We start from the raw sequence: 23446 nt of genomic DNA, 5'->3' as shown, positions 1-23446 counted from the left end.
GATAAGCAGTTCCTCAAAGCGGCGAATTTTTGCGTTCGATGCCGTAACGTTCGATCTCTTTGTAAGGCACGACAATGGACGTTTTCTTACGCACATCAACAACCGTCATGCGGTCGGTGCAGGAATAACAAGGATCGAGACTGCCGATAATCAGCGGCGCATCAGACACCGTATTGCCGCGCAGCATGTAGCGCAGTGTCGGCCAGTTGGCGTAAGTCGCCGCACGGCAACGCCAGCGGAACAGCTTTTGGTTGTCGCCGGTCATGCTCCAGTGAATGTCATCACCGCGTGGTGCTTCGGCAAAACCAAGAGCAAAGCGGTGTGGAATATAATTGAAACCTTCGACTGCCAGCGGGCCGCCGGGCAGGCTTTGCAGGCCGAACTCGATCATATTCAGGGCGTTAAACACTTCATGGATACGCACTTTCAGGCGGGAATAAACGTCGTTACCGGTTTCGCTGCACAGCTCAAATGGCAGTTTGGCGTAACCGGCATAAGGGTGATCCTGACGCATATCGCGGCGGTGACCACTGCCACGGACCATCGGCCCGACGTTACTGAAATCGCGAGCGACTTCAGGATCCAGAATACCGACGCCCACGCTGCGCTGCCGGGTATTCGGCGTGCTGAGCAGAATATCAACCAGCTCGTTAAGATCACGGCGCATGCTGCCCGCCAGGGCAATCGTGGCTGTCATATCATCTTTGAGAATGTCGCGGCGGATACCGCCGATCAGGTTCATACCATAGGTTTTACGCGCGCCGGTCAGGATTTCTGCCATCTTCATCGACTGTTCACGGACGCGGAAAAATTGCATGAAACCGGAATCGAAACCGACAAAGTGGCAGGCCAGTCCGAGATTGAGCAGATGGCTGTGCAGACGTTCCACTTCCAGCAGAATGGAACGGATCATCTGGGCACGTTCCGGCACCACAATGCCCATCGCATTTTCGACCGAAGAGGTGTACGCCACGCTGTGCGTGAAGCCGCAGATGCCGCAAACGCGGTCTGACAGGAAGGTGACTTCGTTGTAGCCCATGCGGGTTTCAGCCAGTTTTTCCATGCCACGGTGCACGTAAAACAGACGGTAATCGGCATCGATAATGTCTTCGCCGTCGACGAACAGACGAAAGTGTCCGGGTTCGTCAGACGTGACGTGCAGCGGACCAATCGGCACGATTTTGCTGCCTTCTTTGGCTTCGGAAATAAACGGATAGGTTTCTTCATCCGTGGTCGGTGCCGGGCGCTGACGGTAATCCATCGCGTCTTTACGCAGCGGATATAAATCGTCCGGCCAGTCATCCGGCAGCACCAGACGTCGTTCATCCGGCAGCCCGACCGGACGCAACCCGTACATATCACGGACTTCGCGTTCGCCCCAAACGGCAGCCGGTACGCGCGGTGTCACGGAAGGAAATTCGAGGGACGCGGGATCCACTTCGGCGCGCACGGTGATCCAGCACTTCACGCCCCGTTCCATCGACAGCACATAATACAGCGCGTAATTGCCGCACAGCGTCCGTTCGTCGTTACCGAATAGCACGGACAGCCAGCCACCCTGCTGGTAATACAGCCATTCGACGACTTCCGGCAGCCAGTTCAGCCGGATGGTGACGGTTGCCTGTGTATCGGTCTGCCATTCACTGCCTAAAATTGCCGACGGAAACTGTTTCGCCAGCGCGGCCAGATATTCTTTGCCGACCGGGTTTTGATTTAATGCGGTATTAAACTCACTCATTACAAGGCCTCTTCCCGCCGCAGCGGGACAAGAAAAATGTCAGGTCAGCCTGCGACCAGCCAGGAAACCAGCGCCAGAAACGCCAGCCCGAATCCCGCCCAGGTGGTGCGGGAAGTTTTAAGAAAGCGCAGACGGGCGACGCTGTTCTCGATTAGCGCGACCACAAAGACCGCGATCAGCAGTTTCAGCAGGCACCACACCACGGCCGTCAGCAGGGCCAGCGGCGTGAACTGTTCCGTCAACCCGAACGGGAGGAACAGACCGATGAACAACTGCAACACCACCAGTTGTTTCAGGCTGATGCCGATTTTCAGCACGCCGAGCGCCGCGCCGGAATATTCTGTCAGCGGGCCTTCCTGTAATTCCTGCTCGGCTTCCGCCATGTCGAACGGCAGTTTGCCCATTTCGATATAAGTGGCGAATGCACAGGCCAGACCGGCCAGAACGAGAGTCAGGGAAGAGGACAGCGGCCAGTGCAGTACGCGGGCAGCAATGGCACCCAGCGAGGTTGAACCGGCCACCAGTGCCGCAATCCACAAACCAAGCAGCAGGATCGGTTCGACCAGCACACCGAGTACCGCTTCACGGCTGGCGCCTATACCGGTGAAGGTGCTGCCGGTATCGAGACCGGCAATCGCAAACACAAAACGCACCACGGCAAACAGATAAATAACGGTGATCACATCGCCCGCAGCTCCCACTGGCGAGGCCAGCGTGACCACCGGCAGGGCCGTAGCGATCACCAATAATCCGCCGGTCAGCAGATACGGCATGCTGCGAAATGCTGAACCCGCGGCAGCGGGCGCGACACTCTGGCGGGTCAGCAGTTTGGCGATATCACGGTATTCCTGTAATACGCCCGGCCCCTGACGGTTGTGCATCCGCGCGCGCATCACGCGGCTGAAACCGGCAAACAACGGCGCAAGCGCCAGCAAGGCAATGGCCTGCAGCAGCCCCAGCGGCCACAACGAACCTGCGAGTAAGAATGAAAAGTTCAAAGTCAGTTCCTCAGGCAAAAGCCACGACCAGCAACACGGCCAGTTCGATGAGCGCCAGACGACGGCAGAAAGCCCCCAGCCAGCCACGGTGCAGCGCAGCCACCAGCGGCACGGGTGTCATGTGCTGACGCAGACGATAAAGCGGGGCAAACATCACGCGCAGCGGCTGAGCAAAACCGGTCGCCGTCACCACCATGGCAGCGCAATGACCGTAGCCACAGGCCCAGGCATCGCCGCGTGAACGGTTTGGGAGACGGGAGCCGCGCAATGCCGCCGCGATAATCCATGGCAGCAGCGGCATGCCCAGCAGCAGCAGCGCGATCATCGGTGCAGACACGGCGGACGTGTCAGAAAACACCACGCCATGCGCAGCTGCCGGTAAAACAGACGCATTCAGCACCGAGGCGGCCACGGCAGAAAAATGCGGAATAATCCATGGCGAGGCGACACCGGAAAGTACACACAACAGCGCCAGCAATACGCTGCTCAGCGTCATCATCCTCGGGGCCGGCGTGGCTTCTGCCGCCGCCTGACTGCGGGGTGAGCCTAAGAATGTGACGCCAAAGACTTTGGCAATACACATCAGGGCCAGTGCACCGGTCAGCGCCAGACCGGTTGCCAGTAACGGCCCGAGCAGACGTGCGAGAAACACATGACTGGCGCTCAGCTGGAATAAAGACTGGTAGAGCAGCCATTCGCTGGCAAAGCCATTCAGCGGCGGCAGCGCAGCCATCGACATCAGGGCAATCAGCATCGCCACGGCGGTCCACGGCATCAGACGGGCGATCCCGCCGAGTTTTTCCATGTCCTTAATGCCGGTCTGCATTTCGATTTCACCGGCACCGAGGAACAGCGCAGTTTTAAACAGCCCGTGATTGAACAGGTGGAATAATCCGGCCAGCAGGGCGAGTGAGGCCAGCAGCGGCAGATTCAGTGCCACGCCCACCATGGCACCACCGACGCCGAGCAGAATAATCCCGACGTTTTCCAGAGTGTGATAGGCCAGCAGACGGCGGATATCATGTTCCATCAGTGCGTACAGACCGCCGATAAATGCGGTCAGGATCGCCAGAAGCAATACCATCAGGCCCCACCAGAGTGGCGGTGCACCCAGCAGATCCAGACCGACTTTTACGATGCCGATAATGCCGATTTTCATTAATGCAGAAGAGAACAGAGCGGCGGCGTGGGCGGGGGCGCTGGAATGCGACTGCGGCACCCAGGCGTGCAGCGGGATAATTCCGGCATACAGTCCGAAGCCGGCCAGCGCCAGCAGGAATGCCAGAGATTTAGTGCCCGGCGTAAACGTTGTGTGGCGAAGCACCTCAAAATCCAGACTGCCACCGGCGCGATGCAGCAGTGCAAACGCCAGAATCAGACACAACGTGCCGAGGCGGCCGGATAAAAACTGATTCAGACCGGCACGTCGGCTTTTCACATCGTCGGCCTGGACGATCAGGAAATAAGCACACAGGGCGGCCATTTCCATCATCATGATCAGTTCAGCCGCATTGGCGGAAATCGCGGCGGCGGTCAGCGCTGCCAGCAGCAGATTACATAACGAACCGGTGCGGGCGCGCTGGCGCGGACGGGCATTCGCCAGCCAGGCGCAGGCATACAGGCTGCTGCACAAGGCTGTTACGGACATCGCCAGTAATAACAGCGCATTCAGCGGGCTGAAGCTGGCGCGGTAAGGCAGAACCGGCAGCGTGAGTGTCACTGATGTGCCATTGCTCAACATAAGAATCGCAGCAAGAATGACGGCTACCGATGCGATCATGCCGCCGGTGCCTGAAATCAGACTGCTGATTTTTGCAGCCCCGGCCAGCAATCCGCAGGCGATACCGCTGAGAACCCAGACCAGCATTGCCAGCGTCATCAGCGACGCCGGATCCAAAGCTAATAATGCCGTCATTGTTTGGCCTCCGTGTCAGGCGCACTAAAGGAAGTCAGCCCGGCCGGAAATACATTCATTGCATTCAGGCGTTTTTGCTGACTGGCGTTTTCAGACAGACTGGCCGTGACCAGGGTGATGGCCTGCGTAGGGCAGGTCCTGATACACGCCGGCCCCTCAGGGCTGAAGCTGCATAAATCGCATTTGACCGCCACCGCGCGCACTCCCGGTACGCAATCCAGAAACGGGCTGACGGCCCGTGGATCTCGCGGGGCGGGCAGGGCTTTGGGGGTATTGCAGTCGCGGGGAATATCCAGCGGTGCGCTGCCGGAAAAGGTAATGGCGCCGAACGGGCAGGCAAGCCCGCATAGCTTGCAGCTCACACACAGACTTTCATTGAGATGAATGGCGTCATTTTCACGGGTGATAGCATTGACCGGACACACCTGTGCGCAGGGGGCATCTTCACACTGGTGACACATCACCGGCGCGGAATCCAGACGGTTACGCATCACCTGTAAACGGGGAGCAGATTGCAAACCGTGACGCTGGTGCTCCTGCGAACAGCTGGCCATACAGGTATTGCAGCCAATACAAAGTTTCGCATCGGCTATCACATATTGATTCATGGCATTTTTAAAGCTCATGAAGTCTCCTTGGTATTTCGTCAAAGGTGACGAAATCGGCACTTAAATTGACATTTCGACATTTATGTCGGAATTGATCCCAGTAAAAGTTCGGCAATAAAAAATATTTCTGTTGTGCCGAAGGGGTAATGTATTTCCGAATGTAAATCAGGCGTGGCTGAGTAATTTATCGAGTTGGGAATGAATCGGCTGATTACTTTTCAGTGAGTCAAAAATACATTGATAAATAGCCGAAATTTTATTGAGATAATGTTCAAGCACGGCGTTTTTATCTTTAATGTCCACGGTGCCATCAACCCGGCCTTCTTCGCTCAGCGTGGCGTGTGCAAACACTCTGAAGACAGGGTCTTCACCGTTGTGTGCCATGTTCAGGCTGTAAACGATATCCTGACTGTAGAAGTCGTCGCTGAGATGAATGCTGACTGAAAAATGGTTAAACAGCGTGAAGCGGATATCCTGATCTTCGCCGCAGCTGAATTCATGGTTTATCTTTTTATTTGAATGAGTTATTGCCTGTATCAGGCTGTTTTGATACGTGCGCCATTGTAACTTCAGGTGGCTGTTTTTACTGGCTATGTAATCCGCTTTGCTGGTCAGTTCACTGAGAGTGCTCATTGTTATTACCCGTTATTGAGGTGTGCGTAAGTGCCTTTCCGGTGCGTCTTTATGCATAAAATGACGACGAAAATACGGCGCATATAACACTACTGGCATAAAACGTGCCAGCTTCGGATTTTATTGCTTATTTCCTTTATTATCATGTGGTTGTGGAGTTCCCGTGCTGAATGCCGGGCCGCATGGAAAACATGATGACATGTCGAAGGCACTGTATTTCGACATATATGACGGACGATGTCAGAGTTATTCCGCTATTTGATTTTCAGTCCTGTTTACACCTGTCGAAAAATTCTGGCACCAATATTGCTACTCATGTTTCCATGCGCTCTTTATTAATCTCCTGCCGGAGGGGAAATAATGCACGAGATTACGTTGTGCCAGAATGCCGTAGAAATAATGCAGCAATTTGGACGACAAAATAATGCCCGGCGAATTACGGCGGTATGGATGGAAATTGGCGCATTTTCCTGCGTTGAACCGGAAGCGGTGGAATTTTGCTTTGAACTGGCGTGTCGCGAAACCCTCGCCGAAGGTTGTGAATTACATCTCGTGACACCGGCAGCAGAAAGCTGGTGCTACAGCTGCCAGCAGGACATCTCCTTACTCAGCCCTGGTGTGCTGCTGTGTCCGCAATGTGGCGGGCGTGATGTACGGGTGGTGGCCGATGACGGCATGAAAATTAAACGAATCGAAATCGAATAACGGGTGCCCGATATGCCCGGGGGAGAAAGCTATGTGCAGTACCTGTGGTTGCGCCAGCGGCGAACTTCGTATTGAAGGTGTCAGCCCTGAACACGTTCATCAACATTCCCATGATCACATTCATCCACATGATCATTCCCACGATCACCACCACGGCCTGCCGTTTGCGCCGCGACGGCTGGTGGACATCGAAATGGATGTGCTAGCCAAAAATAATCATATTGCCGCCCACAACCGCGAGCATTTTGCGGCAACGGGCATTCTGGCCCTGAATCTGGTGTCCAGCCCCGGCTCCGGTAAAACGACACTGCTGACCTGCACCCTGACCCGGCTGGCACCCTATTTTGACTGTGCGGTAATAGAAGGCGACCAGCAAACCACGAATGATGCTGATCGTATCCGTGCCACCGGCGTACCGGCGATTCAGGTCAATACCGGTAAAGGCTGCCATCTGGATGCACAAATGGTTCACGATGCGCTGCATCAGCTGTCGCCTAACAATAACAGTCTGCTTTTTATTGAGAATGTCGGCAATCTGGTGTGTCCGGCCAGCTTTGATCTGGGGGAATTGCACAAAGTGGCAGTGCTGTCCGTCACGGAAGGCGAGGACAAACCGCTGAAGTATCCGCATATGTTTGCGGCGTCGCGTCTGATGATCCTCAACAAAATCGATCTGCTGCCGTATGTCAGTTTTGACGTCGACGCCTGCATTGCCAATGCGCGGCAGGTTAATCCGCAGATTGAAGTGATCCGGCTTTCTGCCACCACCGGCGAAGGCATGGATCTGTGGCTGACCTGGCTGGAGCAGCAACGATGTGCATAGGCATTCCTGGGCAAATCGTTGCACTGCACGACCAGCAGCCCGATCACGCCTGGGCAGAAGTCTGTGGTCTGCGCCGCGAAGTGAATATTGCACTGGTGTGCGACGGCCAGCCACAAATGCTGATCGGCGGCTGGGTATTGATCCACGTCGGCTTTGCATTAAGCAAACTTGATGAACAGGAAGCACAGGAAACGCTGGCTGCGTTGCACGCGATGGAAGAAGTGGAAGCCGATGTCGCCCTGTTTCTCGGCGCGGGAGAGGCAAAATAATGCGTTTTGTTGATGAATTCCGTGATCCGAAACTGGCGAAAACGCTGATTGAAAGGCTGCATCAGCGCGCGGCATTGCTGCCTTATACCGCTGAAAAACCGATGCAGATTATGGAAGTGTGCGGTGGTCATACGCATGCCATTTTCAAATTCGGGCTGGATAAACTGCTGCCACCGCAACTGGAATTTATTCACGGGCCGGGGTGTCCGGTGTGTGTGTTACCGATGGGGCGGATTGACGCCTGCTGCGAAATTGCCGCGCACCCCGGGGTGATTTTCTGTACCTTCGGCGATGCGTTGCGTGTGCCCGGCCAGCATGGCTCGCTTTTGCAGGCGCGCGAACGCGGTGCTGATGTACGCGTAGTGTATTCCCCGCTGGATACGCTGAAACTGGCGCGTGAAAATCCGGCGCGTCAGGTGGTGTTTTTCGCCCTTGGTTTTGAAACCACGCTACCGGTTACCGCCGTTACGCTGCAACAGGCGCGACGCGAACGCCTGTCCAATTTCAGTGTGTTCTGTCAGCACATCAGTCTGATGCCAACCTTACGCAGCCTGCTTTCGCAGGATGATGTGCGGATTGACGCTTTTCTGGCACCCGGTCACGTCAGCATGGTGACAGGCACCGCACCTTATCATTTCATCAGTGAAGAATTTGGCAAGCCGCTGGTGATAAGCGGCTTTGAACCACTCGACATGCTGCAAAGCGTGCTGATGCTGGTGGAACAAGTTTGCGAGGCATCGTGTAAAACCGAAAATCAGTACCGCCGCGTGGTGCCGGAAGAGGGTAACCTGCTGGCACAGGAAGCGATGCGGGAGGTGTTTACGCTTTCCGGCAGCAGCGAGTGGCGCGGCCTGGGCGTGATTGAAGCCTCAGGAATTACCCTGACGCCTGCCTATGCCCCGATGGATGCGGAGCGGCGCTTTAATCCGCAGGCACAGCCGGTGGCAGACGATCCCCGCTCCCGTTGCGGTGAAGTCCTGACCGGGCGCTGTAAGCCACATGAATGTCCGCTGTTTGGCAGCGGTTGTACGCCACAGAATGCATTTGGTGCGCTGATGGTGTCTTCCGAAGGTGCATGTGCGGCATGGTATCAGTACCGTTATCAGGAAACGGCGAGTGCGAATAAACCGCCGCAAAAACAGATAAAACAGAAGGTAAGCCAGGATGAGTGATCGCAAAGACGTCGTCACTATGGCGCATGGCAGCGGCGGCCGTGCCATGCAGCAGATGATCGAACATATGTTCCTCAGTGCGTTTGATAATCCCTGGCTTAACGAACAGGAAGACGGCGCCCGGTTGTCGCTTGCCAGCCTGAATGCCCTGGGGGACCGGCTGGCATTTACCACAGACAGTTACGTTATCGACCCCGTCTTTTTCCCCGGCGGCAATATCGGCAAGCTGGCGGTGTGCGGCACGGCGAACGATCTGGCGGTATGCGGTGCGATACCTGCCTATCTTTCCTGCGGCTTTATTCTGGAAGAAGGATTAGCGCTGGATGACTTACAGAAAATAGTAAGTTTGATGGCGCAGACGGCACGGGAGGCGGACATTGCCATTGTGACCGGTGACACCAAAGTCGTGCAGCGTGGGGCAGCCGATAAAATCTTCATTAACACGGCCGGAATAGGCGTGATCCCAACCGCCGTGAACTGGGGCGCCGCTATGATAAAAGCGGGGGATAAAGTCATCGTCAGCGGGACGCTTGGCGATCACGGTGCGGCGATCCTGAATTTGCGGGAAAATCTGGGGATGGATCTGGGCGTGGAAAGTGACTGTGCAGTGCTGGCCCCGATGATTGCACCGCTGCGACCGCTGGCCGGTGTCCATGCCTTACGCGATGCCACACGCGGCGGAGTGAATGCAATTCTGCATGAATTCAGCGCCGCCAGTGGGTTGGGGATCGCCATCGACGAAACTGCGTTGCCGGTTAAACCCGCAGTGCGTGGTATCTGCGAATTACTGGGACTGGAACCGCTGAACTTTGCCAACGAAGGCAAACTGGTGGTGGTGGTATCCGCCGGGGCCGAAGAAAAAGTGCTGAAGCTGTTACGCCACCATCCGCTCGGAGCCGGTGCTGCGACGATCGGTGAGGTGACGGTCAATCCACAGGTGTGTCTGCGCGGCGCACTGGGGGTTTCCCGCCAGCTAATGTTGCCCCACGCGGAGCCCTTACCTCGCATTTGTTGATCTCGTCAGGGGGCTGACTGCGCCGAAAGGGGTAGAATTTTCGCTGTTCTCCGAGGTTAAAAAAGCTTGTTTCCAAAATCACGTTATCCAGAGCCAACGCTATGCAGAGTGCAACAATGAGCACCACAAAACACAAAGGATTACTGGAACTGACGCGCACCTTGTTGCTGCAGCAGACCATGACATCGCTGCTGGAAACCCTGACTCAGGTGATTCAGACTGCCGGTATTGCGGAAGCCGTAACACTGGTGTTGTTCGACAATAACAGTGAACGCGTCAGCTTTTATGGTATCGATCCTCATCATCAACCGGTCAGTTATGAGGATGAAACGCTGCTGGCGACAGGCCCGGTGCATGCGCTGTTGAAGAATCCCAAAACGCAGGTCTGGCGCAGCGAAGCGCTGCATCTTCGCTATCCTCAGCTGGCTGCGCTGAATCTGTATCCGGCGTTTACCGATTATTGTCTGGTCCCTTTACTGGCTTCTTCCGGGTTGCTGGGCGGCTGCGAATTTACCCGTCAGCATGCGACCCCGTTCAGTGAGGAAGACAAAAATGGTCTCTATGACCTTTGCACGCTGGCTGCCATTGCGGTCGAACAAATCCAGTTGCGCGAAAACGCGTTGCTCCAGCAATCGCTGCTACGCCATGAACGTGATGATTTCCGTATTCTGGTCGATATCACCAATGCCGTCCTGTCCAAGCTGGATCTCGACGAACTGACCGGTGAAATCGCCAAGACTATTCACCACTTCTTCCACATTAACGCCATCAGCATTGTGCTGTGTGATGCCGATAAAGACAGCGAACAAGCCAGTGTTTACGCGACCCATTACGTGCAGACGCACGTTGCGGAGCGTGAACAGTCGCGCATGTCGCTCGACGGATCACTGGAACAGCAGGTGATGAAAAATGGCGAAATGTTGCTGACTAATGTGCGGGCTGCGGAAGAGCCGGATGATGAAAGCACATTGTTCCAGCTGTTATGGCGGGATCAGACCAAAACCCTGTGCATTCTGCCGTTACGTTTTGGTCATAAAACGCTGGGCGTTCTGAAACTGGCACAGTGCCAGCCGGATAACTTCAATTCCGCTAACCTGCGGGTGTTACAGCAGATCGCCGAACGCATTGCGATTGCCGTGGATAACGCGCTGGCCTATCAGGAAATTAAAAGCCTGAAGGAGAAACTGCAACACGAAAATCTGTATCTCACCGAGCAGATCAACAGCAATAATCCGGATTTCAGCGACATTGTCGGGCGCAGCTCCAGCATGTCAGCAGTACTGAAACAGGTGGAAATCGTAGCGAAAAGTGACTGTTCGGTGCTGATCCTCGGCGAAACCGGCACCGGTAAGGAGCTGATCGCCCGTGCGATCCATAATCTGGGGGATCGTCGTGATCAGCGGATGGTGAAAATGAACTGCGCAGCCATGCCTGCCGGCTTAATGGAAAGCGATTTATTCGGCCATGAAAAAGGCTCGTTTACCGGTGCCACCGCGCAACGTATGGGCCGTTTTGAGCTGGCTGACAAAGGCACGTTATTCCTCGATGAAGTCGGTGAAATCCCCGTTGAACTGCAACCCAAGCTGCTGCGCATTTTGCAGGAGCAGGAGTTTGAACGTGTCGGCGGCAATAAACTGATATCGGTGGATGTGCGGATGATTGCAGCAACGAACCGCGATTTACGTCAGATGGTGGCGGATAAAGAGTTTCGCAGTGATTTGTATTACCGGCTGAATGTCTTCCCGATTGTGATCCCGCCGCTGCGTGAACGCCCTGAAGACATTCCGCAACTGGTGAAATTCCTGACCTATAAAATCGCCAAACGCATGAAACGCACCATCGACAGTATTCCGGCCGAGACCTTACGGTTACTGAGCCGGATGCCGTGGCCGGGCAACGTGCGCGAGCTGGAAAATGTTATCGAACGCGCCGTATTGCTGACCCGTGGAACGGTGCTGGATTTACAACTTCCTGAACTGAATTACCCGTTGCCGGTGTCGCAGCCGGTGCCGGTGGCCTCCGCGCCTGATATTGCGTCCGCTCCGCACCTGAGTGAGGAAGACGAGCGCGAACGCATCCTTCAGGTACTTAAAGAAACCAACGGCGTGGTCGCCGGTCCGCGTGGCGCGGCGCAACGTCTGGGGTTAAAACGCACGACACTGTTGTCGAGAATGAAGAAATTAGGCATCGCCGCGCATTAACCGGTCAGACTGCTTTTACCGCACCGGACAATGAAATGTGGCCGATGCGGTAATTCTGTCCACCGCCTGCCAGCGGGTTTCTCCCTGCTGTAAAATGTATTTTCTTCCAGTTTGTTGTATCCCAGGCGGTGACGTCGATCAGCCTGTCATTGATGTTTTCCTCAGCTAATGGCGCAAGATCACTGAACGGTGCGATGTCCGTTATCTCTCTTTTGGCGTAAACCGCTTGTGCGACATCATTACTCATTTTTGCTGCCAGCACCGGATAAACCCGGATCTGCGGCCAGCCGAAGGCGTTGGCGACACCCTGAAAACCCGCTCCTGAAATAAAACGGTTCATGCCTGACACGTCCTGCCACAGATAAAACGGCGCGTAGATATTTTCTGTACTGCCGGTTTGCGGGCAGTCACGGCGGGCGTAGAGATACGTTTTGAAAATAAGCCCCGCCAGGCCATCAGTCCGGTATCCGTTATCGGCAATGCGCTTTTCAATAATGTCCATGTCGTAATCTGCGGGCAGCGTAAAACTGTATTGCATGGCAATCATCAGGCGGCTCCCTGCGGGATGCTGAACATGTCTCCGTGACTGAACGACCAGTCTTCCGGCCGGGTAAAACTCACCACCACCATCACATCAGCCGGAGAAATGCCCAGCGTGATGTGTAGCTTTTCGGCCAGATGCCGGAACAGTTGCTGTTTCTGATAACTGTTACGCGGTTTACCTGCCGTAATGTGAAACAGCAAAAAATCGTCCGAACGCCGGTCATTTTCGCCCGCTAAATAGGTGGGACTGATCACCCGCTGGCGGCGGACCGCCGGTTCGAACAGCTGAAAACAATCCTCTGCGGGCACGGAAAAGTGATCAACCAGTGTTTCCTGCAATGTGGCTGAAATGGCGTTCTGCCAGGCGTCCGCGCGGTGAGCAGGTAAAGAGATTCGGGTAAAAGGCATCGTCGGTTCCTCCGGTTACTGGTTACTGATCATTGAGAGCGGCGAAGCGGCTCAGGGCAGACGCGGCGGCGGGCCATCCGGCATAAAACGCCAGATGAGTGATCACTTCCGACAGTTCGGTATGTGTGACACCGTTGCTGACCGCCAGATCCAGATGAAAAGGCAGTTGTTCACTGCGGCTGAGGGCAATCAGTGCGGCAACAGTGATCAGGCTGCGGTCACGCGCAGACAGTTCATTTCGTTTCCACAGATCGCCGAATAACACCTGTTCCGTCAGTTCTGCCAGTTTGGGTGTCAGGCGCGACATGGTATCCAGCGTCTGCGTTTGGGAAGAGGTTGTGCTCATATCAGGCTCCTTTTTTCGGTGTGAAAAGGAGCATAAGGCGTTATGATTATCCTGAATATCGAAAATATCAGCAGTATTAATCCATAAAAACAGGATGATTAAGCATGGCGAAAAGACCGGTCACTTTTGATTCAGAAGCCTTGCGCAGTTTTGTTACCGGCATTGAGCTGGGGAGCTTTGTGCTGGCCGCTGACCGGCTGGGGCGTTCAACGTCTGCCGTCAGCGCACAGCTGAAAAAACTGGAGCAACAGGCGGGCACGGAGCTGGTACAGAAATCCGGACGGCACCTGATCCTGACCGGACGCGGCGAAGTGATGCTCAGTTATGCGAGGCGGATCCTCAGCCTGAATGATGAGGCCAGTGCCGTGCTGCTTGCCGGCGCGCTGAGTGGCAGCCTGAATCTGGGCATGCAGGAGGATTTCGGCGAAACCTTGTTACCGGCCATTCTCGGCACATTCACCCGCACGCATCCGCAGGTGCAGGTTTCGGCCAGTATTACCCGTAATCAGCAACTGCTGGACGGGATCCGGCATAACGAGTTTGATCTGGCTGTGTGCTGGCAGGCTGATGAAACGTCGCTTTTCCCGTCAAGCCGGTCGCTCGGACGTGTGCCGTTGCGCTGGATTGGCCCTGAAAATTTCAACCTGACGCATTATCAGGAAACCGGCGAACCCGTGCCTTTACTGGTGTTCGAAGCGCCATGCCTGATGCGTAATGCCGCGACGACGGCACTGGATAACGCCGGGATTGCCTGGCGTATAGCCTTCACCAGCCGCAGTCTGAGCGGAATTTGGGCAGCGATGTCGGCCGGGCTCGGGGTCACCGTGCGTACGGATTTCGGTGTACCGGCAACCGTCAGAATTTTAAGGGAATTCCCCGCGCCAGGTGACGTGGGGATCAGCCTGCACCAGAGCCTGACGCCGCCGGGCGAGGCGGCCGCCAGCCTGAGGGAGGCCATTATCGGCTTCTTTACGCAGCAATACTGAGCCGCGGTAATTACTTTTTAACCGGTTGCTGACGGTAATGTTCCAGACGTTCGCGAAAATAAGCACGCAGATGTTCCGGCTGCTCCATCTCCACTTCATCTGCGTTGACTGGCAGATTATTGCGCTCACGCACCGCGACAGTCCCGGCCGCCAGCCCGGCACTCACTTTATCCATCTCTTCTTTACTCAGCCCTGCGAGTGTTTTGTTCATGGTATCTCCTGTTGACTGCTTGCAGTTTAGCATTCTCAGCGGGCGAAAGGTTTTGCTTCCCGGCTCAGATCAGGTCTCAATTTCACCGTTGGTTTACAAAATCGTCAAAAACAGGCCATTATTTATTCTTCACTTGTCCGGAACGGAGCCTGAAGATGACCCGAATGACCGCCAGAGATTTCCCGCCTGAACTCCTCGAATACTTTGATTTCTACGTGCACGGCAAAATGACCAAACGTGAGTTTCTTGATCTCTCGGCGAAGTTTGTGGCGGGCGGATTGTCGCTGGCTGCACTGACGACGCTGATGACGCCAAATTATGCCTATGCCGAACAGGTACCCTTCACCGATCCGGATATTGTGGCGGAATACATTCAGTATCCGTCACCGCAGGGGCACGGCAGCGTGAAAGGTTATCTGGTACGTCCGGCCAACCTGACCGGCAAAGTGCCCGGCGTGGTGGTGGTGCATGAAAATCGCGGGCTGAATCCGTATATCGAAGATGTTGCGCGGCGGGTAGCGAAAGCCGGATTTGTGGCGCTGGCACCGGACGGACTGAGTTCGGTCGGCGGTTATCCGGGCAATGACGAAAAAGGGCGCGAACTGCAAAAAAATGTCGATCCGACCAAGCTGATGAACGACTTTTTCGCGGCGGTAGAATTTCTGATGCACCACGGGACCGGCACCGGCAAAGTGGGTATCACCGGTTTCTGTTACGGCGGAGGTGTGGCGAATGCGGCTGCGGTGGCTTACCCTGAACTTGCTGCTGCCGTGCCATTCTACGGACGCCAGCCGAAACCGGAAGATGTGCCGCGCATCAAAGCGCCGTTATTGCTGCATTATGCTGAACTGGATAAGCCGATTACCGAAGGCTGGCCGGCATATGAAGCGGCGCTGAAGGCCAATGATAAAATTTATGAAGCGTATATTTACCCCGGTGTTAACCACGGTTTTCACAACGATTCGACGCCGCGTTATGATAAAGCGGCAGCCGATCTGGCGTGGGAAAGAACCGTTGCCTGGTTTAAAAAATACCTCGAATTACCGACAGAAAGTGCATAAAAGAAAAGAGCGGGAGGGTAAAACCCCCGCTCTTTTTTGTTTCAGACGCCTGTTATGATTTCAGGATGCCGTCGAAATCCGAAGCATCATGGCGCTCTTCCAGCTGTTCATCGCCCCAGGTGCGATTCACAATGCGTCCGCGTTTAACCGCCGGACGGCTTGCGACCTCGGCGGCCCAGCGCTGGAAGTGCTTATAGGATTGGATGTCGAGGAATTTAGCAGACTCGTACAGACCGCCCTGTGCCAGACTGCCGTACCAGGTGAAAATGGCGATATCGGCAATCGTGTATTCTTCACCGGCAATATAACGGTGTCCGGCAAGCTGACGGTCTAATACGTCGAGCTGGCGTTTGGCTTCCATGGTAAAGCGGTTAATGGCGTATTCGATTTTGACCGGCGCGTAGTGATAAAAATGGCCGAAACCGCCGCCAAGATAGGGTGCGGACCCTTGCAGCCAGAACAACCAGTTCAGGGTTTCGGTGCGACCGGCAAGATCTTCAGGCAGGAATTTGCCGAACTTCTCTGCCAGATAAAGCAGGATGTTGCCCGATTCAAACACTCGGATCGGCGGGGTGGTGGAGTTATCCAGCAACGCCGGAATTTTCGAGTTCGGGTTAACGTCAACAAAGCCGCTGGAGAACTGATCACCTTCGTTGATGCGGATAATAAATGCATCGTACTCCGCACTGCTGATGCCCAGCGCCAGTAACTCTTCCAGCAGGATTGTCACTTTCTGGCCGTTCGGCGTACCAAGAGAATAAAGCTGAAGCGGGTGTTTACCCACCGGCAGCGTTTTTTCATGCGTCGGGCCCGCTACCGGACGGTTGATGTTCGAGAACTTACTGACTTCGTCTTTATTCCAGGTCCAGACTTCAGGTGGCTGATACTGTTCTGACATGACATTCTCCGCGTCTTTTTTGAGGTTACGACCCAAAAGTTTAGCAGGAGTTAATCAATGGCGACGCTGAGAATGTGCCCCCGGCAGTTGGCTAACGGGCGGTATGCTGCAACCCTTTGCGTTTCCATTTCACATCGGCTACCGACTGGCCGGCATGAATTTTCCCCTGTAACAACAGATTGAATTTCGCGCCATTGGTGCGCATCAGACGGCTTTGCAGGATATACACGGCTTCAGTTCCCAGTTCACGACATGGCAGGTGCACGGCCGTGAAATTTTGCGCTGCCGCGCTTTTCGATTCGTGAGCGAAATCCAGACTCATCACCGAAATATCTTCCGGCACATTAATACCGTGCTCCGTCAGGACTTCCACAGTCGCTAACGCCATCGGATCGCCGCCGCAGATAATGGCCGAAGGTAAGGACTCGCGTTTATGCTCCCGAAGATATTTATCCATTGTTTGTCTGGCCTGTTCCCGGCCATTGCCATGATTAATCAGCAAATGGGTTGTATCCTCGAATGCAACGTGATGCTCAAGACAGGCACGTTTAAAACCGTCCAGCCGTTGCATCATGGTTTCTCGCCGCAGGTCGGTAAACAACAACACCGGACGATGGCCTTTAAGGAACAGGTAATTTGCCGCGCTGTAACCGATGGAATAATGGTCTGCCGAGACGCAGTCCAGACGCATCTCACTGTCCTTGGCATTGATCATCACCACCGGTTTGCTGGATTCTGCTGCCAGCCGGTACAGCATCACATCATCAATACCAATAATGACGATCCCGTCGACATCCGGCTGATGCAGTGCCTGCATAAAAACAGCAATATCCGGCTCATTCACCGCCAGCGTACATTTGCGCACGTGTATATCAAAGCGTGCCACTTCCGTGCTTATTTCCTGGATCACTTCATAATAATACCGGTCTTCATGCGGGGAGAAGGCGGCGGGTGGCGCGCAGATCAACAGACAATTCATTAACAGACGGCTGGCAGGAATATCGCGCAAAATACCCATGTTTCTTGCGTGGGTAAATACTTTCTCTTTTGCCTGCGGGCTGACATTTGCTTTCCCTGCCAGCACACGGGAAACGGTGCTCGGAGATAGCCCGGTTAATTCCGCTATTTGCCTGATTTTTAATTTTCCCGTCATTTTGTGATCAACGCCTCATAAGAAGATGGACTTATTGCCACGGTTAACTGTTTGTAATTCATGGGCTATTCAGGATGATAGCAAATCCCGCAAACAGCACTGCAATTCCTGTCACAAATAGCAGTTGTTGGAAAAAAAAACCATTACTACTCTCCAGAATATAAACCTCACAAACAAGAAATAAGGTATTTATCCGCGCTGAATATTTAAAGAATTCAACAGGGTGACGTCCTTTATGTCGCTTAAATTCGTCTGCTGTCCGGTAAAATATTAAGGAGTAAAATAATGTTAAAAATAGCAATCATTGGTACGGGTAATATTTCGCATAATCATATTCAGGGATATTTAGAGTTTGCTGACCGTTGCCAGATTGTTGCGCTGGTAGATATTTACCCGGAGAAAGCCGAAGAGAAAAAACGTCATTACGGCCTCACGGGAGCCAAAGTCTACGCCAGCCATGAGGACATCCTCAATGATGCGAATATCGACGTTTTTGACGTTTGTACGCCACCGTATGTTCACGCTGAGATTTCTATTAATGCGCTGAATGCGGGGAAACATGTACTTTGCGAAAAACCCATGGCGGCCTCGTTACAGGAATGCGATGCGATGATCAGCGCCGTGCAGGCGAGCGGGAAAACGTTATCGATCATTGCGCAAAATCGTTTTACCGACGCGTTCTGGCGGCTGAAAAAAGTCCTCGATTCCGGCGAGGCCGGTAAGGTATGCCATGCGCAAGTGGATTCCTTCTGGTGGCGCGGACATTCCTATTATGATTTATGGTGGCGCGGTACCTGGGAAAAAGAAGCGGGTGGTTGCACACTCAATCACGCCGTTCATCATATTGATGCAATTCAGTGGATGCTCGGTTTCCCGTCTGAAGTGGTATCGGTGATCACTAACGCCGCGCACGATAATGCCGAAGTGGAAGATCTCTCGGCGGCTATTTTCAAATACGACTCCGGCGCACTGACCCAACTGACGGCGTCGGTGGTGCATCACGGGGAAGATCAGAAAATTGTCATCCAGGGCACGAAAGCGCGCATTTCTGCTCCGTGGGATAAATACGCCAGCATTTCTGCCCCTAACGGTTTCCCGATCGATGCGCGCGATACGGATCGGGAAAACCAGCTTGAAGACATTTATCAGTCTGTCCCAAAACTCACTTATACCCTGCATACCGGCCAGATTGACAATTTCCTGACGGCACTGGAAACCGGCACCGCGCCGCTGATCGACGGCATTCAGGGCAAGCGCTCACTGGAGCTTATCGCCGCAATTTATAAATCAGCCATTACCCGCAGCATTGTCTCTTTGCCACTGACCCCTTCCGATCTGTTTTATCAGACCGGCGGGCTGATGTCGCTGGCACCGCATTTTTATGAAAAATCCGCCTCGGTAGATAACTTCGCCGATGAAGATGCAATCCCGCTCGGTAAAAACATGGATAAAGGAGCCTGAACATGAGTAATAAAGATGGTATGAACTACGCGCCGGTAGGCAAACCGCAGCCGGTGGTGAAACCCGGTGAATTCGTGATTGCCGCGGCGGCATTGGATCACGGGCATATCTACGGCATGTGCAACGGGCTGATCGAGGCGGGTGCCAGCCTGAAATGGGTTTACGATCCTGATCCGGCCAAAGTCGAAAAATTTGTCGCGCAGTATCCGCAGGTTAAGGTTGCGGATTCATTGCAGACACTCCTTGATGATAAGGCAGTGCAGATGATCGCCGGGGCAGGCATTCCGTCTGAACGCTGTGCGCTGGGGCTGAAAGTCATGGCGGCCGGGAAAGATTATTTCACTGACAAAGCGCCGCTGACCACGCTGGAACAACTGGCGCAAGCGAAGGCCAAAGTGGCCGAAACCGGGCGCAAGTATGCCGTGTATTACAGCGAACGACTGCATGTTGAAAGTGCGGTTTTCGCGGGGCAACTGGTGCAGGAAGGGGCGATCGGCCGGGTGATCCAGACCCTCGGGACGGGCCCGCACCGTGAAGGTGAAGGGCGTCCGGACTGGTTCTACGAGCGGGAACGTTTTGGCGGCATCTTGTGCGATATCGGCAGCCATCAGATTGAACAATTTTTGTTTTATACCGGCAACCATAATGCGCGCGTGGTGGCGGCACAGGCACTCAACTTCAATCACCCGCAATATCCGCACTTTGAAGATTTCGGCGACACGATGCTGGAAGGTGAAAACGGTGCGCGCGGTTATTTCCGCTGCGACTGGTTTACCCCTGAGGGGCTGAGTACCTGGGGCGACGGCCGTCTGACGCTGCTCGGTACCGGGGGTTATATCGAGATCCGCAAATATGTCGATCTCACGCTCGGCGAACAGGACGTGGTGTATCTGGTCAATCAGCAAGGCGAATTCCGTTTCCCGGTTTCCGGCCACGTCGGCTTCCCGTTCTTTGGCCAACTGATCCTTGACTGCCTGAACCGTACCGAAAACGCCATGACGCAGGAGCATGCCTTTAAAGCCGCCGAGTTGTGCGTCCGTGCGCAAATGCTGGCAAACGAAACCCACTGAAACGGGAGCAGATGATGAAAACTCTTCAGGCTGCGGTGATCGGTTGCGGAGCTATCCATACCTGCCATGTAGCGGCGATCCGCCAGAACCCGGAGTGCCGGTTACGCGCGATTGCGGAGTGCGATATCGGCAAAGGCCGGGCGCTGGCCCGGGAATACGGGTGTGATTTTTACACGGATTATCATGAGATGTTGAGGGACCCGCAGATCGACGTGGTGCATATCTGTCTGCCGCATCATCTGCACAAGGAGGCTATTCTCGCCGCACTGGCAGCCGGAAAGCATATTTTCACCGAGAAACCGGTGGCGCTGAATAGCGGCGAAGTCAGCGCCATTAAACTCGCGGAGGAAAAGGCCGCAGGACACATTGGCGTCTGTCATCAGAACCGCCTGAACCCTTCCAGCCAGAAAATCAAAATGCTGCTGGAAAGCGGGCAACTGGGCAACATGCTGAGCATCAAAGCCGTTCTGACCTGGTCGCGCAGCGATGCCTATTACAGCGAAAGCCTGTGGCGCGGGCGGTTTGCCACCGAAGGCGGCAGCCTGCTGATCAATCAGGCAATTCATACACTGGATTTAATGCAGTGGTTTGGTGGCGGTGTTCTGGCGCTGAAAGGGGTGGTCGAAAGAACCTTTCTCAGTGATGTGACGGAAAATGAAGACACCGCCATGGCCAGTCTGAAAATGACCAACGGGGCCCGCGGATTGTTTTATGCCACCAACTGCCACAGCACAGATTCGCCGTTACTGCTGGAGATCCACTGTGAAAAAGGACTGCTGCAGTTGTATCACAACACGTTATGGCTGACTGAAGGAGAAAACAAAACATTGCTGGTCAGCGATGACAGTCCGTCAGGAGCAACCAAAAGCTACTGGGGTGACAGTCACCGTCAGGCCGTTTCAAATTTCTATTATTCACTTCGACATCCTGAAGAAAAAAATTATACCTCTGTTTCACAAGCCGGAGTGTCTCTGAATATTATCGGGGCAATCTACCGTTCTTCACAATCAGGGAAATGGATCACTCTGGCTGATTAAATAATTTATTAATTACCTCACATTCACAGGATAATAATAATGAAACCTACTGAACGCAGAGTGGGTTACGGCACGGCTATAGGCTATGGCGTAACCGACTTATTTGGTGGCGGTGCATTCGCCGTTATCGGTACCTGGCTTTTATTCTTCTATACCATGTATTGCGGATTAACCGTTTTAGAAGCGGGGTCTATTTTTGCTATTGCCCGTGTGATTGACGCCGTATTAAGTCCGATTATGGGCTATATTACCGATCACTTTGGCAATACATGGCTTGGAAAACGGTTTGGCCGCCGTCGGTTTTTCCTGCTGCTCAGCTCGCCGCTGATGTTCCTGTATGCGCTGGTCTGGATCAAAGACATGGGCTACTGGTATTACCTTGGCACGTATCTGTCGATTGAATTACTGTCGGCGATGGTGCTGGTGCCGTGGGAAACGCTGGCGGCAGAGATGACCAACCGCTTTGGCGAACGTACCCGCCTTGCCGGTGTGCGTATGATTTGCTCGCAACTCGGTGGCTTCCTGGCCGTGTCTGTGCCGGGGGTGATCATGATGTTTACCGGTAAAGATAATCCGATGACCTATACCTATACCGGTATGTTTTTCGCCACGGTATTTTGTATTGCGGTTTTCACCACATGGCTGTGTACCTGGGAAGCCAAAGATGTGCGGGATCCGGATGAGCCGGAACCGGAAATGGAAACCGGCGGCAACCTCTGGCATCATCTGAAACGTCTGGTTTTAGATTTTATCTCATCGTTTAATATCCGTATGTTTCGTCAGCATATTATTATTTATATTGCTTCCTTCACGGCCATGGACGTATTCGGTGCTGTCTTTACCTATTATGTGGTTTATGGCCTGAATCAGGATGTGGGGGCAGTTTCCGGTTATTTAAGTGTGGCGGCTTTTGTTTCTGTGCCATCGACAATTTTTTATATGATGGTTATGGAACGCCTGAATCTTTCACCGTCAGCTGCGTTGCGGATAGCGTATGGGTGTATATTTATTGTGCTGGCTGTTCTGTTTTATATTTATATCACCAGGACCTCAGTACCATTAATCCTATTTACCTCCATATTTGTTATATTAGGTTTCGGACGTTCAGGGCTTTATTATATCCCATGGAATATTTACAGCTTTATTCCGGACGTCGACGAAATAGTCACTAAAAAACGCCGCGAGGGGATCTTTGCCGGGGTCATGGTATTTACCCGTAAAAGTACCGTCGCGATTGCCATCATGATCGTTGGCCTGGTGCTGGAAGAATGTGGATTTGTGAAAGGGCAGGGCGCTCAGCCGGTCAGTGCGTTACACGCGATCATCGGTCTAATGATCTTCGCCACCGGTGCGTTGCTGGCGATCAGTTTCTATATGACTTTCAAATTCAAACTAACGCGGGATACGCATAAAATTCTGATCAAAGAAACGGCGCGCCTGAAACTGGGCGGCGCTCAGGAAGATTGTGATGAAACCGCGCGTAAGGTGATTAAAGATCTGACCGGTTACGAATACAACGAAGTCTGGGGCGGCAGCGCGACACGTAAAACCACGCGGGAAAAATTAGCGATTGAGTAATCAGTCGCCTGCGGGCAGCAACAAGGCCCGCAGGGATTTCCTGTCAGTGATCCGGTGCGGGCAGGGTCTGGTTTCCGTCCCCCAGTGCGCGCTGCATAAACACGGTGTCCAGCCAGCGGCCATGCTTAAATCCAACGCAATGCAGCGTGCCTTTCATCTGAAAACCGGCAGCGAGATGTAAGCTGATTGAGGCTTTATTTTCGCTGTCACCAACGTTACCGATCAACTGACGATAGCCGTGGGTTTCTGCCCAGTCTATCGCCCGGCGAAGCAGGGCTTTCCCCGCGCCGCGCTTCTGAAAAGCAGGAGCAATATAGATTGAATCCTCCAGGGTATGGCGGTACGCATAGCGTTCACGATAATGTCCGAGGTAGCAATATCCCTTCACTTCGCCTTCATGCAAAACCACCAGCCAGAGTAAACCTGCGTCTTTAGTTTTCTTCAGACGACCCGCCATCTCGCGTTCATCCGGTGGCTGCGTCTCAAACGAGGCGGTTCCATGAAGCACGTGCCAGGCATAAATTTTCTGTATCGCAGGAATATGCTGCGCTTCGGCTTCTGTAATTTCCATTCTTGCAGGTTCTCATCAGTGATTTCTGTTTTGCCTACTCTTTCCC

The 23446-nt window shown here is 53.9% G+C and carries 24 protein-coding genes; 12 read left to right on the top strand and 12 right to left on the bottom strand.

From position 1 onward, the window contains the following. Nucleotides 1–13: 13 nt before the first annotated feature. The 5 genes from ACOZIO_RS07645 to hycA form a co-directional block, all read right to left on the bottom strand. Entirely contained in the window at nt 14–1738 is a 1725-nt protein-coding gene (locus ACOZIO_RS07645) for an NADH-quinone oxidoreductase subunit C (protein WP_129952240.1), read from the bottom strand. Nucleotides 1739–1782: 44 nt separating this feature from the next. Continuing rightward, on the bottom strand, nt 1783–2736 hold the full coding sequence (locus ACOZIO_RS07640; protein WP_129952241.1) for a respiratory chain complex I subunit 1 family protein: 954 nt from the start codon (nt 2734–2736) through the stop codon (nt 1783–1785). Nucleotides 2737–2746: 10 nt separating this feature from the next. Continuing rightward, a complete protein-coding gene (locus tag ACOZIO_RS07635) occupies nt 2747–4651 on the bottom strand; it encodes a proton-conducting transporter membrane subunit (RefSeq protein WP_421595156.1) in 1905 nt (634 codons plus the stop codon). Next, nucleotides 4648–5277, bottom strand: a complete 630-nt coding sequence (locus ACOZIO_RS07630) for a 4Fe-4S dicluster domain-containing protein (protein ID WP_129952243.1) — start codon at nt 5275–5277, stop codon at nt 4648–4650. Before ACOZIO_RS07630 ends, ACOZIO_RS07635 begins: the two co-directional genes overlap by 4 nt. 147 nt (nt 5278–5424) lie before the next feature. Continuing rightward, a complete protein-coding gene (gene hycA, locus ACOZIO_RS07625; protein WP_129952244.1) occupies nt 5425–5892 on the bottom strand; it encodes a formate hydrogenlyase regulator HycA in 468 nt (155 codons plus the stop codon). A 360-nt stretch (nt 5893–6252) separates the two neighbouring features. Between hycA and hypA the strand changes: the two genes are divergently transcribed. The 6 genes from hypA (at nt 6253) to flhA (ending at nt 12077) form a co-directional block, all read left to right on the top strand. Beyond that, nucleotides 6253–6597, top strand: a complete 345-nt coding sequence (hypA, locus tag ACOZIO_RS07620; RefSeq protein ID WP_421595155.1) for a hydrogenase maturation nickel metallochaperone HypA — start codon at nt 6253–6255, stop codon at nt 6595–6597. A 31-nt stretch (nt 6598–6628) separates the two neighbouring features. Further along, entirely contained in the window at nt 6629–7420 is a 792-nt protein-coding gene (gene hypB, locus ACOZIO_RS07615; RefSeq protein ID WP_217158605.1) for a hydrogenase nickel incorporation protein HypB, read from the top strand. Then, nucleotides 7411–7689 (top strand): HypC/HybG/HupF family hydrogenase formation chaperone, encoded by a 279-nt coding sequence (gene hypC, locus ACOZIO_RS07610; RefSeq protein WP_129991729.1) that lies wholly within the window; start codon nt 7411–7413, stop codon nt 7687–7689. Before hypB ends, hypC begins: the two co-directional genes overlap by 10 nt. Then, nucleotides 7689–8861: a hydrogenase formation protein HypD gene (gene hypD, locus ACOZIO_RS07605; RefSeq protein WP_129952248.1), complete on the top strand. Its 1173-nt coding sequence runs from the start codon at nt 7689–7691 to the stop codon at nt 8859–8861. The genes hypC and hypD overlap by 1 nt, the downstream gene beginning before the upstream one ends. Further along, the gene (hypE, locus tag ACOZIO_RS07600; RefSeq protein WP_217158609.1) at nt 8854–9876 is read left to right on the top strand and encodes a hydrogenase expression/formation protein HypE; all 1023 of its coding nucleotides are present in this window, start codon (nt 8854–8856) and stop codon (nt 9874–9876) included. The genes hypD and hypE overlap by 8 nt, the downstream gene beginning before the upstream one ends. A gap of 116 nt (nt 9877–9992) precedes the next feature. After that, nucleotides 9993–12077, top strand: coding sequence for a formate hydrogenlyase transcriptional activator FlhA (gene flhA / locus ACOZIO_RS07595; protein WP_408004143.1), 2085 nt, complete (start codon nt 9993–9995; stop codon nt 12075–12077). 4 nt (nt 12078–12081) lie between these two features. Here flhA and ACOZIO_RS07590 read toward each other — a convergent pair whose 3' ends face one another. Genes ACOZIO_RS07590 through ACOZIO_RS07580 form a run of 3 tightly spaced genes read right to left on the bottom strand, consistent with a single transcriptional unit; the run spans nt 12082 to nt 13374 of the window. After that, nucleotides 12082–12624: a DUF4865 family protein gene (locus ACOZIO_RS07590; RefSeq protein ID WP_129991731.1), complete on the bottom strand. Its 543-nt coding sequence runs from the start codon at nt 12622–12624 to the stop codon at nt 12082–12084. Beyond that, nucleotides 12624–13028, bottom strand: coding sequence for a tautomerase family protein (locus ACOZIO_RS07585; protein WP_129952252.1), 405 nt, complete (start codon nt 13026–13028; stop codon nt 12624–12626). Before ACOZIO_RS07585 ends, ACOZIO_RS07590 begins: the two co-directional genes overlap by 1 nt. A 22-nt stretch (nt 13029–13050) precedes the next feature. After that, nucleotides 13051–13374: a carboxymuconolactone decarboxylase family protein gene (locus ACOZIO_RS07580; protein ID WP_129991732.1), complete on the bottom strand. Its 324-nt coding sequence runs from the start codon at nt 13372–13374 to the stop codon at nt 13051–13053. Nucleotides 13375–13478: 104 nt separating this feature from the next. On the opposite strand from ACOZIO_RS07580, the gene ACOZIO_RS07575 reads away from it, so the two are divergent. After that, nucleotides 13479–14360, top strand: a complete 882-nt coding sequence (locus ACOZIO_RS07575) for a LysR substrate-binding domain-containing protein (RefSeq protein WP_129991733.1) — start codon at nt 13479–13481, stop codon at nt 14358–14360. Between the two features lie 10 nt (nt 14361–14370). On the opposite strand, the gene ACOZIO_RS07570 is transcribed toward ACOZIO_RS07575, so the two are convergent. Next, entirely contained in the window at nt 14371–14571 is a 201-nt protein-coding gene (locus ACOZIO_RS07570; RefSeq protein ID WP_129952255.1) for a DNA polymerase III subunit theta, read from the bottom strand. A gap of 155 nt (nt 14572–14726) precedes the next feature. Between ACOZIO_RS07570 and yghX the strand changes: the two genes are divergently transcribed. Next, on the top strand, nt 14727–15632 hold the full coding sequence (yghX, locus tag ACOZIO_RS07565) for a YghX family hydrolase (RefSeq protein ID WP_129952256.1): 906 nt from the start codon (nt 14727–14729) through the stop codon (nt 15630–15632). Nucleotides 15633–15684: 52 nt separating this feature from the next. Here yghX and yghU read toward each other — a convergent pair whose 3' ends face one another. Together yghU and ACOZIO_RS07555 are read right to left on the bottom strand one after the other, a co-directional pair. Next, nucleotides 15685–16530: a glutathione-dependent disulfide-bond oxidoreductase gene (gene yghU, locus ACOZIO_RS07560; RefSeq protein ID WP_217139004.1), complete on the bottom strand. Its 846-nt coding sequence runs from the start codon at nt 16528–16530 to the stop codon at nt 15685–15687. Nucleotides 16531–16621: 91 nt separating this feature from the next. After that, on the bottom strand, nt 16622–17683 hold the full coding sequence (locus tag ACOZIO_RS07555; protein WP_129952258.1) for a LacI family DNA-binding transcriptional regulator: 1062 nt from the start codon (nt 17681–17683) through the stop codon (nt 16622–16624). Between the two features lie 285 nt (nt 17684–17968). On the opposite strand from ACOZIO_RS07555, the gene ACOZIO_RS07550 reads away from it, so the two are divergent. From ACOZIO_RS07550 to ACOZIO_RS07535, 4 genes are read left to right on the top strand one after another with little or no spacing between them, the layout of a single operon-like run. Further along, a complete protein-coding gene (locus ACOZIO_RS07550; protein WP_421595154.1) occupies nt 17969–19144 on the top strand; it encodes a Gfo/Idh/MocA family protein in 1176 nt (391 codons plus the stop codon). A gap of 2 nt (nt 19145–19146) precedes the next feature. Further along, a complete protein-coding gene (locus ACOZIO_RS07545; protein WP_129952260.1) occupies nt 19147–20214 on the top strand; it encodes a Gfo/Idh/MocA family protein in 1068 nt (355 codons plus the stop codon). Between the two features lie 14 nt (nt 20215–20228). Next, a complete protein-coding gene (locus ACOZIO_RS07540; protein WP_217233163.1) occupies nt 20229–21251 on the top strand; it encodes a Gfo/Idh/MocA family protein in 1023 nt (340 codons plus the stop codon). 39 nt (nt 21252–21290) lie between these two features. Next, a complete protein-coding gene (locus tag ACOZIO_RS07535; RefSeq protein ID WP_217233153.1) occupies nt 21291–22829 on the top strand; it encodes an MFS transporter in 1539 nt (512 codons plus the stop codon). A gap of 43 nt (nt 22830–22872) precedes the next feature. Here the strand turns inward: ACOZIO_RS07535 and ACOZIO_RS07530 are convergent, their stop codons facing one another. Continuing rightward, nucleotides 22873–23400, bottom strand: a complete 528-nt coding sequence (locus ACOZIO_RS07530; protein ID WP_421595153.1) for a GNAT family N-acetyltransferase — start codon at nt 23398–23400, stop codon at nt 22873–22875. Nucleotides 23401–23446 lie beyond the last annotated feature (46 nt).

The organism is Rahnella sp. PD4 (genome assembly GCF_049199325.1).
In the GTDB taxonomy this organism is placed as follows: Bacteria; Pseudomonadota; Gammaproteobacteria; order Enterobacterales; family Enterobacteriaceae; genus Rahnella; species Rahnella perminowiae.
This window is presented reverse-complemented; position numbering and strand designations above follow the sequence as displayed.

What these genes read in the sequence shown, in the direction of transcription:
- flhA (WP_408004143.1), top strand. Translation starts at nt 9,993, where the DNA reads ATGAGCACCACAAAACACAAAGGATTACTGGAACTGACGCGCACCTTG.
- ACOZIO_RS07540 (WP_217233163.1), top strand. Translation starts at nt 20,229, where the DNA reads ATGAAAACTCTTCAGGCTGCGGTGATCGGTTGCGGAGCTATCCATACC.
- ACOZIO_RS07555 (WP_129952258.1), bottom strand. Translation starts at nt 17,683, where the DNA reads ATGACGGGAAAATTAAAAATCAGGCAAATAGCGGAATTAACCGGGCTA.
- ACOZIO_RS07545 (WP_129952260.1), top strand. Translation starts at nt 19,147, where the DNA reads ATGAGTAATAAAGATGGTATGAACTACGCGCCGGTAGGCAAACCGCAG.
- ACOZIO_RS07645 (WP_129952240.1), bottom strand. Translation starts at nt 1,738, where the DNA reads ATGAGTGAGTTTAATACCGCATTAAATCAAAACCCGGTCGGCAAAGAA.
- ACOZIO_RS07530 (WP_421595153.1), bottom strand. Translation starts at nt 23,400, where the DNA reads ATGGAAATTACAGAAGCCGAAGCGCAGCATATTCCTGCGATACAGAAA.
- ACOZIO_RS07635 (WP_421595156.1), bottom strand. Translation starts at nt 4,651, where the DNA reads ATGACGGCATTATTAGCTTTGGATCCGGCGTCGCTGATGACGCTGGCA.
- ACOZIO_RS07590 (WP_129991731.1), bottom strand. Translation starts at nt 12,624, where the DNA reads ATGATTGCCATGCAATACAGTTTTACGCTGCCCGCAGATTACGACATG.
- ACOZIO_RS07570 (WP_129952255.1), bottom strand. Translation starts at nt 14,571, where the DNA reads ATGAACAAAACACTCGCAGGGCTGAGTAAAGAAGAGATGGATAAAGTG.
- hypE (WP_217158609.1), top strand. Translation starts at nt 8,854, where the DNA reads ATGAGTGATCGCAAAGACGTCGTCACTATGGCGCATGGCAGCGGCGGC.
- ACOZIO_RS07575 (WP_129991733.1), top strand. Translation starts at nt 13,479, where the DNA reads ATGGCGAAAAGACCGGTCACTTTTGATTCAGAAGCCTTGCGCAGTTTT.
- hypC (WP_129991729.1), top strand. Translation starts at nt 7,411, where the DNA reads ATGTGCATAGGCATTCCTGGGCAAATCGTTGCACTGCACGACCAGCAG.
- ACOZIO_RS07580 (WP_129991732.1), bottom strand. Translation starts at nt 13,374, where the DNA reads ATGAGCACAACCTCTTCCCAAACGCAGACGCTGGATACCATGTCGCGC.
- ACOZIO_RS07630 (WP_129952243.1), bottom strand. Translation starts at nt 5,277, where the DNA reads ATGAGCTTTAAAAATGCCATGAATCAATATGTGATAGCCGATGCGAAA.
- ACOZIO_RS07535 (WP_217233153.1), top strand. Translation starts at nt 21,291, where the DNA reads ATGAAACCTACTGAACGCAGAGTGGGTTACGGCACGGCTATAGGCTAT.
- ACOZIO_RS07550 (WP_421595154.1), top strand. Translation starts at nt 17,969, where the DNA reads ATGTTAAAAATAGCAATCATTGGTACGGGTAATATTTCGCATAATCAT.
- hypA (WP_421595155.1), top strand. Translation starts at nt 6,253, where the DNA reads ATGCACGAGATTACGTTGTGCCAGAATGCCGTAGAAATAATGCAGCAA.
- hypB (WP_217158605.1), top strand. Translation starts at nt 6,629, where the DNA reads ATGTGCAGTACCTGTGGTTGCGCCAGCGGCGAACTTCGTATTGAAGGT.
- yghU (WP_217139004.1), bottom strand. Translation starts at nt 16,530, where the DNA reads ATGTCAGAACAGTATCAGCCACCTGAAGTCTGGACCTGGAATAAAGAC.
- ACOZIO_RS07585 (WP_129952252.1), bottom strand. Translation starts at nt 13,028, where the DNA reads ATGCCTTTTACCCGAATCTCTTTACCTGCTCACCGCGCGGACGCCTGG.
- hycA (WP_129952244.1), bottom strand. Translation starts at nt 5,892, where the DNA reads ATGAGCACTCTCAGTGAACTGACCAGCAAAGCGGATTACATAGCCAGT.
- yghX (WP_129952256.1), top strand. Translation starts at nt 14,727, where the DNA reads ATGACCCGAATGACCGCCAGAGATTTCCCGCCTGAACTCCTCGAATAC.
- hypD (WP_129952248.1), top strand. Translation starts at nt 7,689, where the DNA reads ATGCGTTTTGTTGATGAATTCCGTGATCCGAAACTGGCGAAAACGCTG.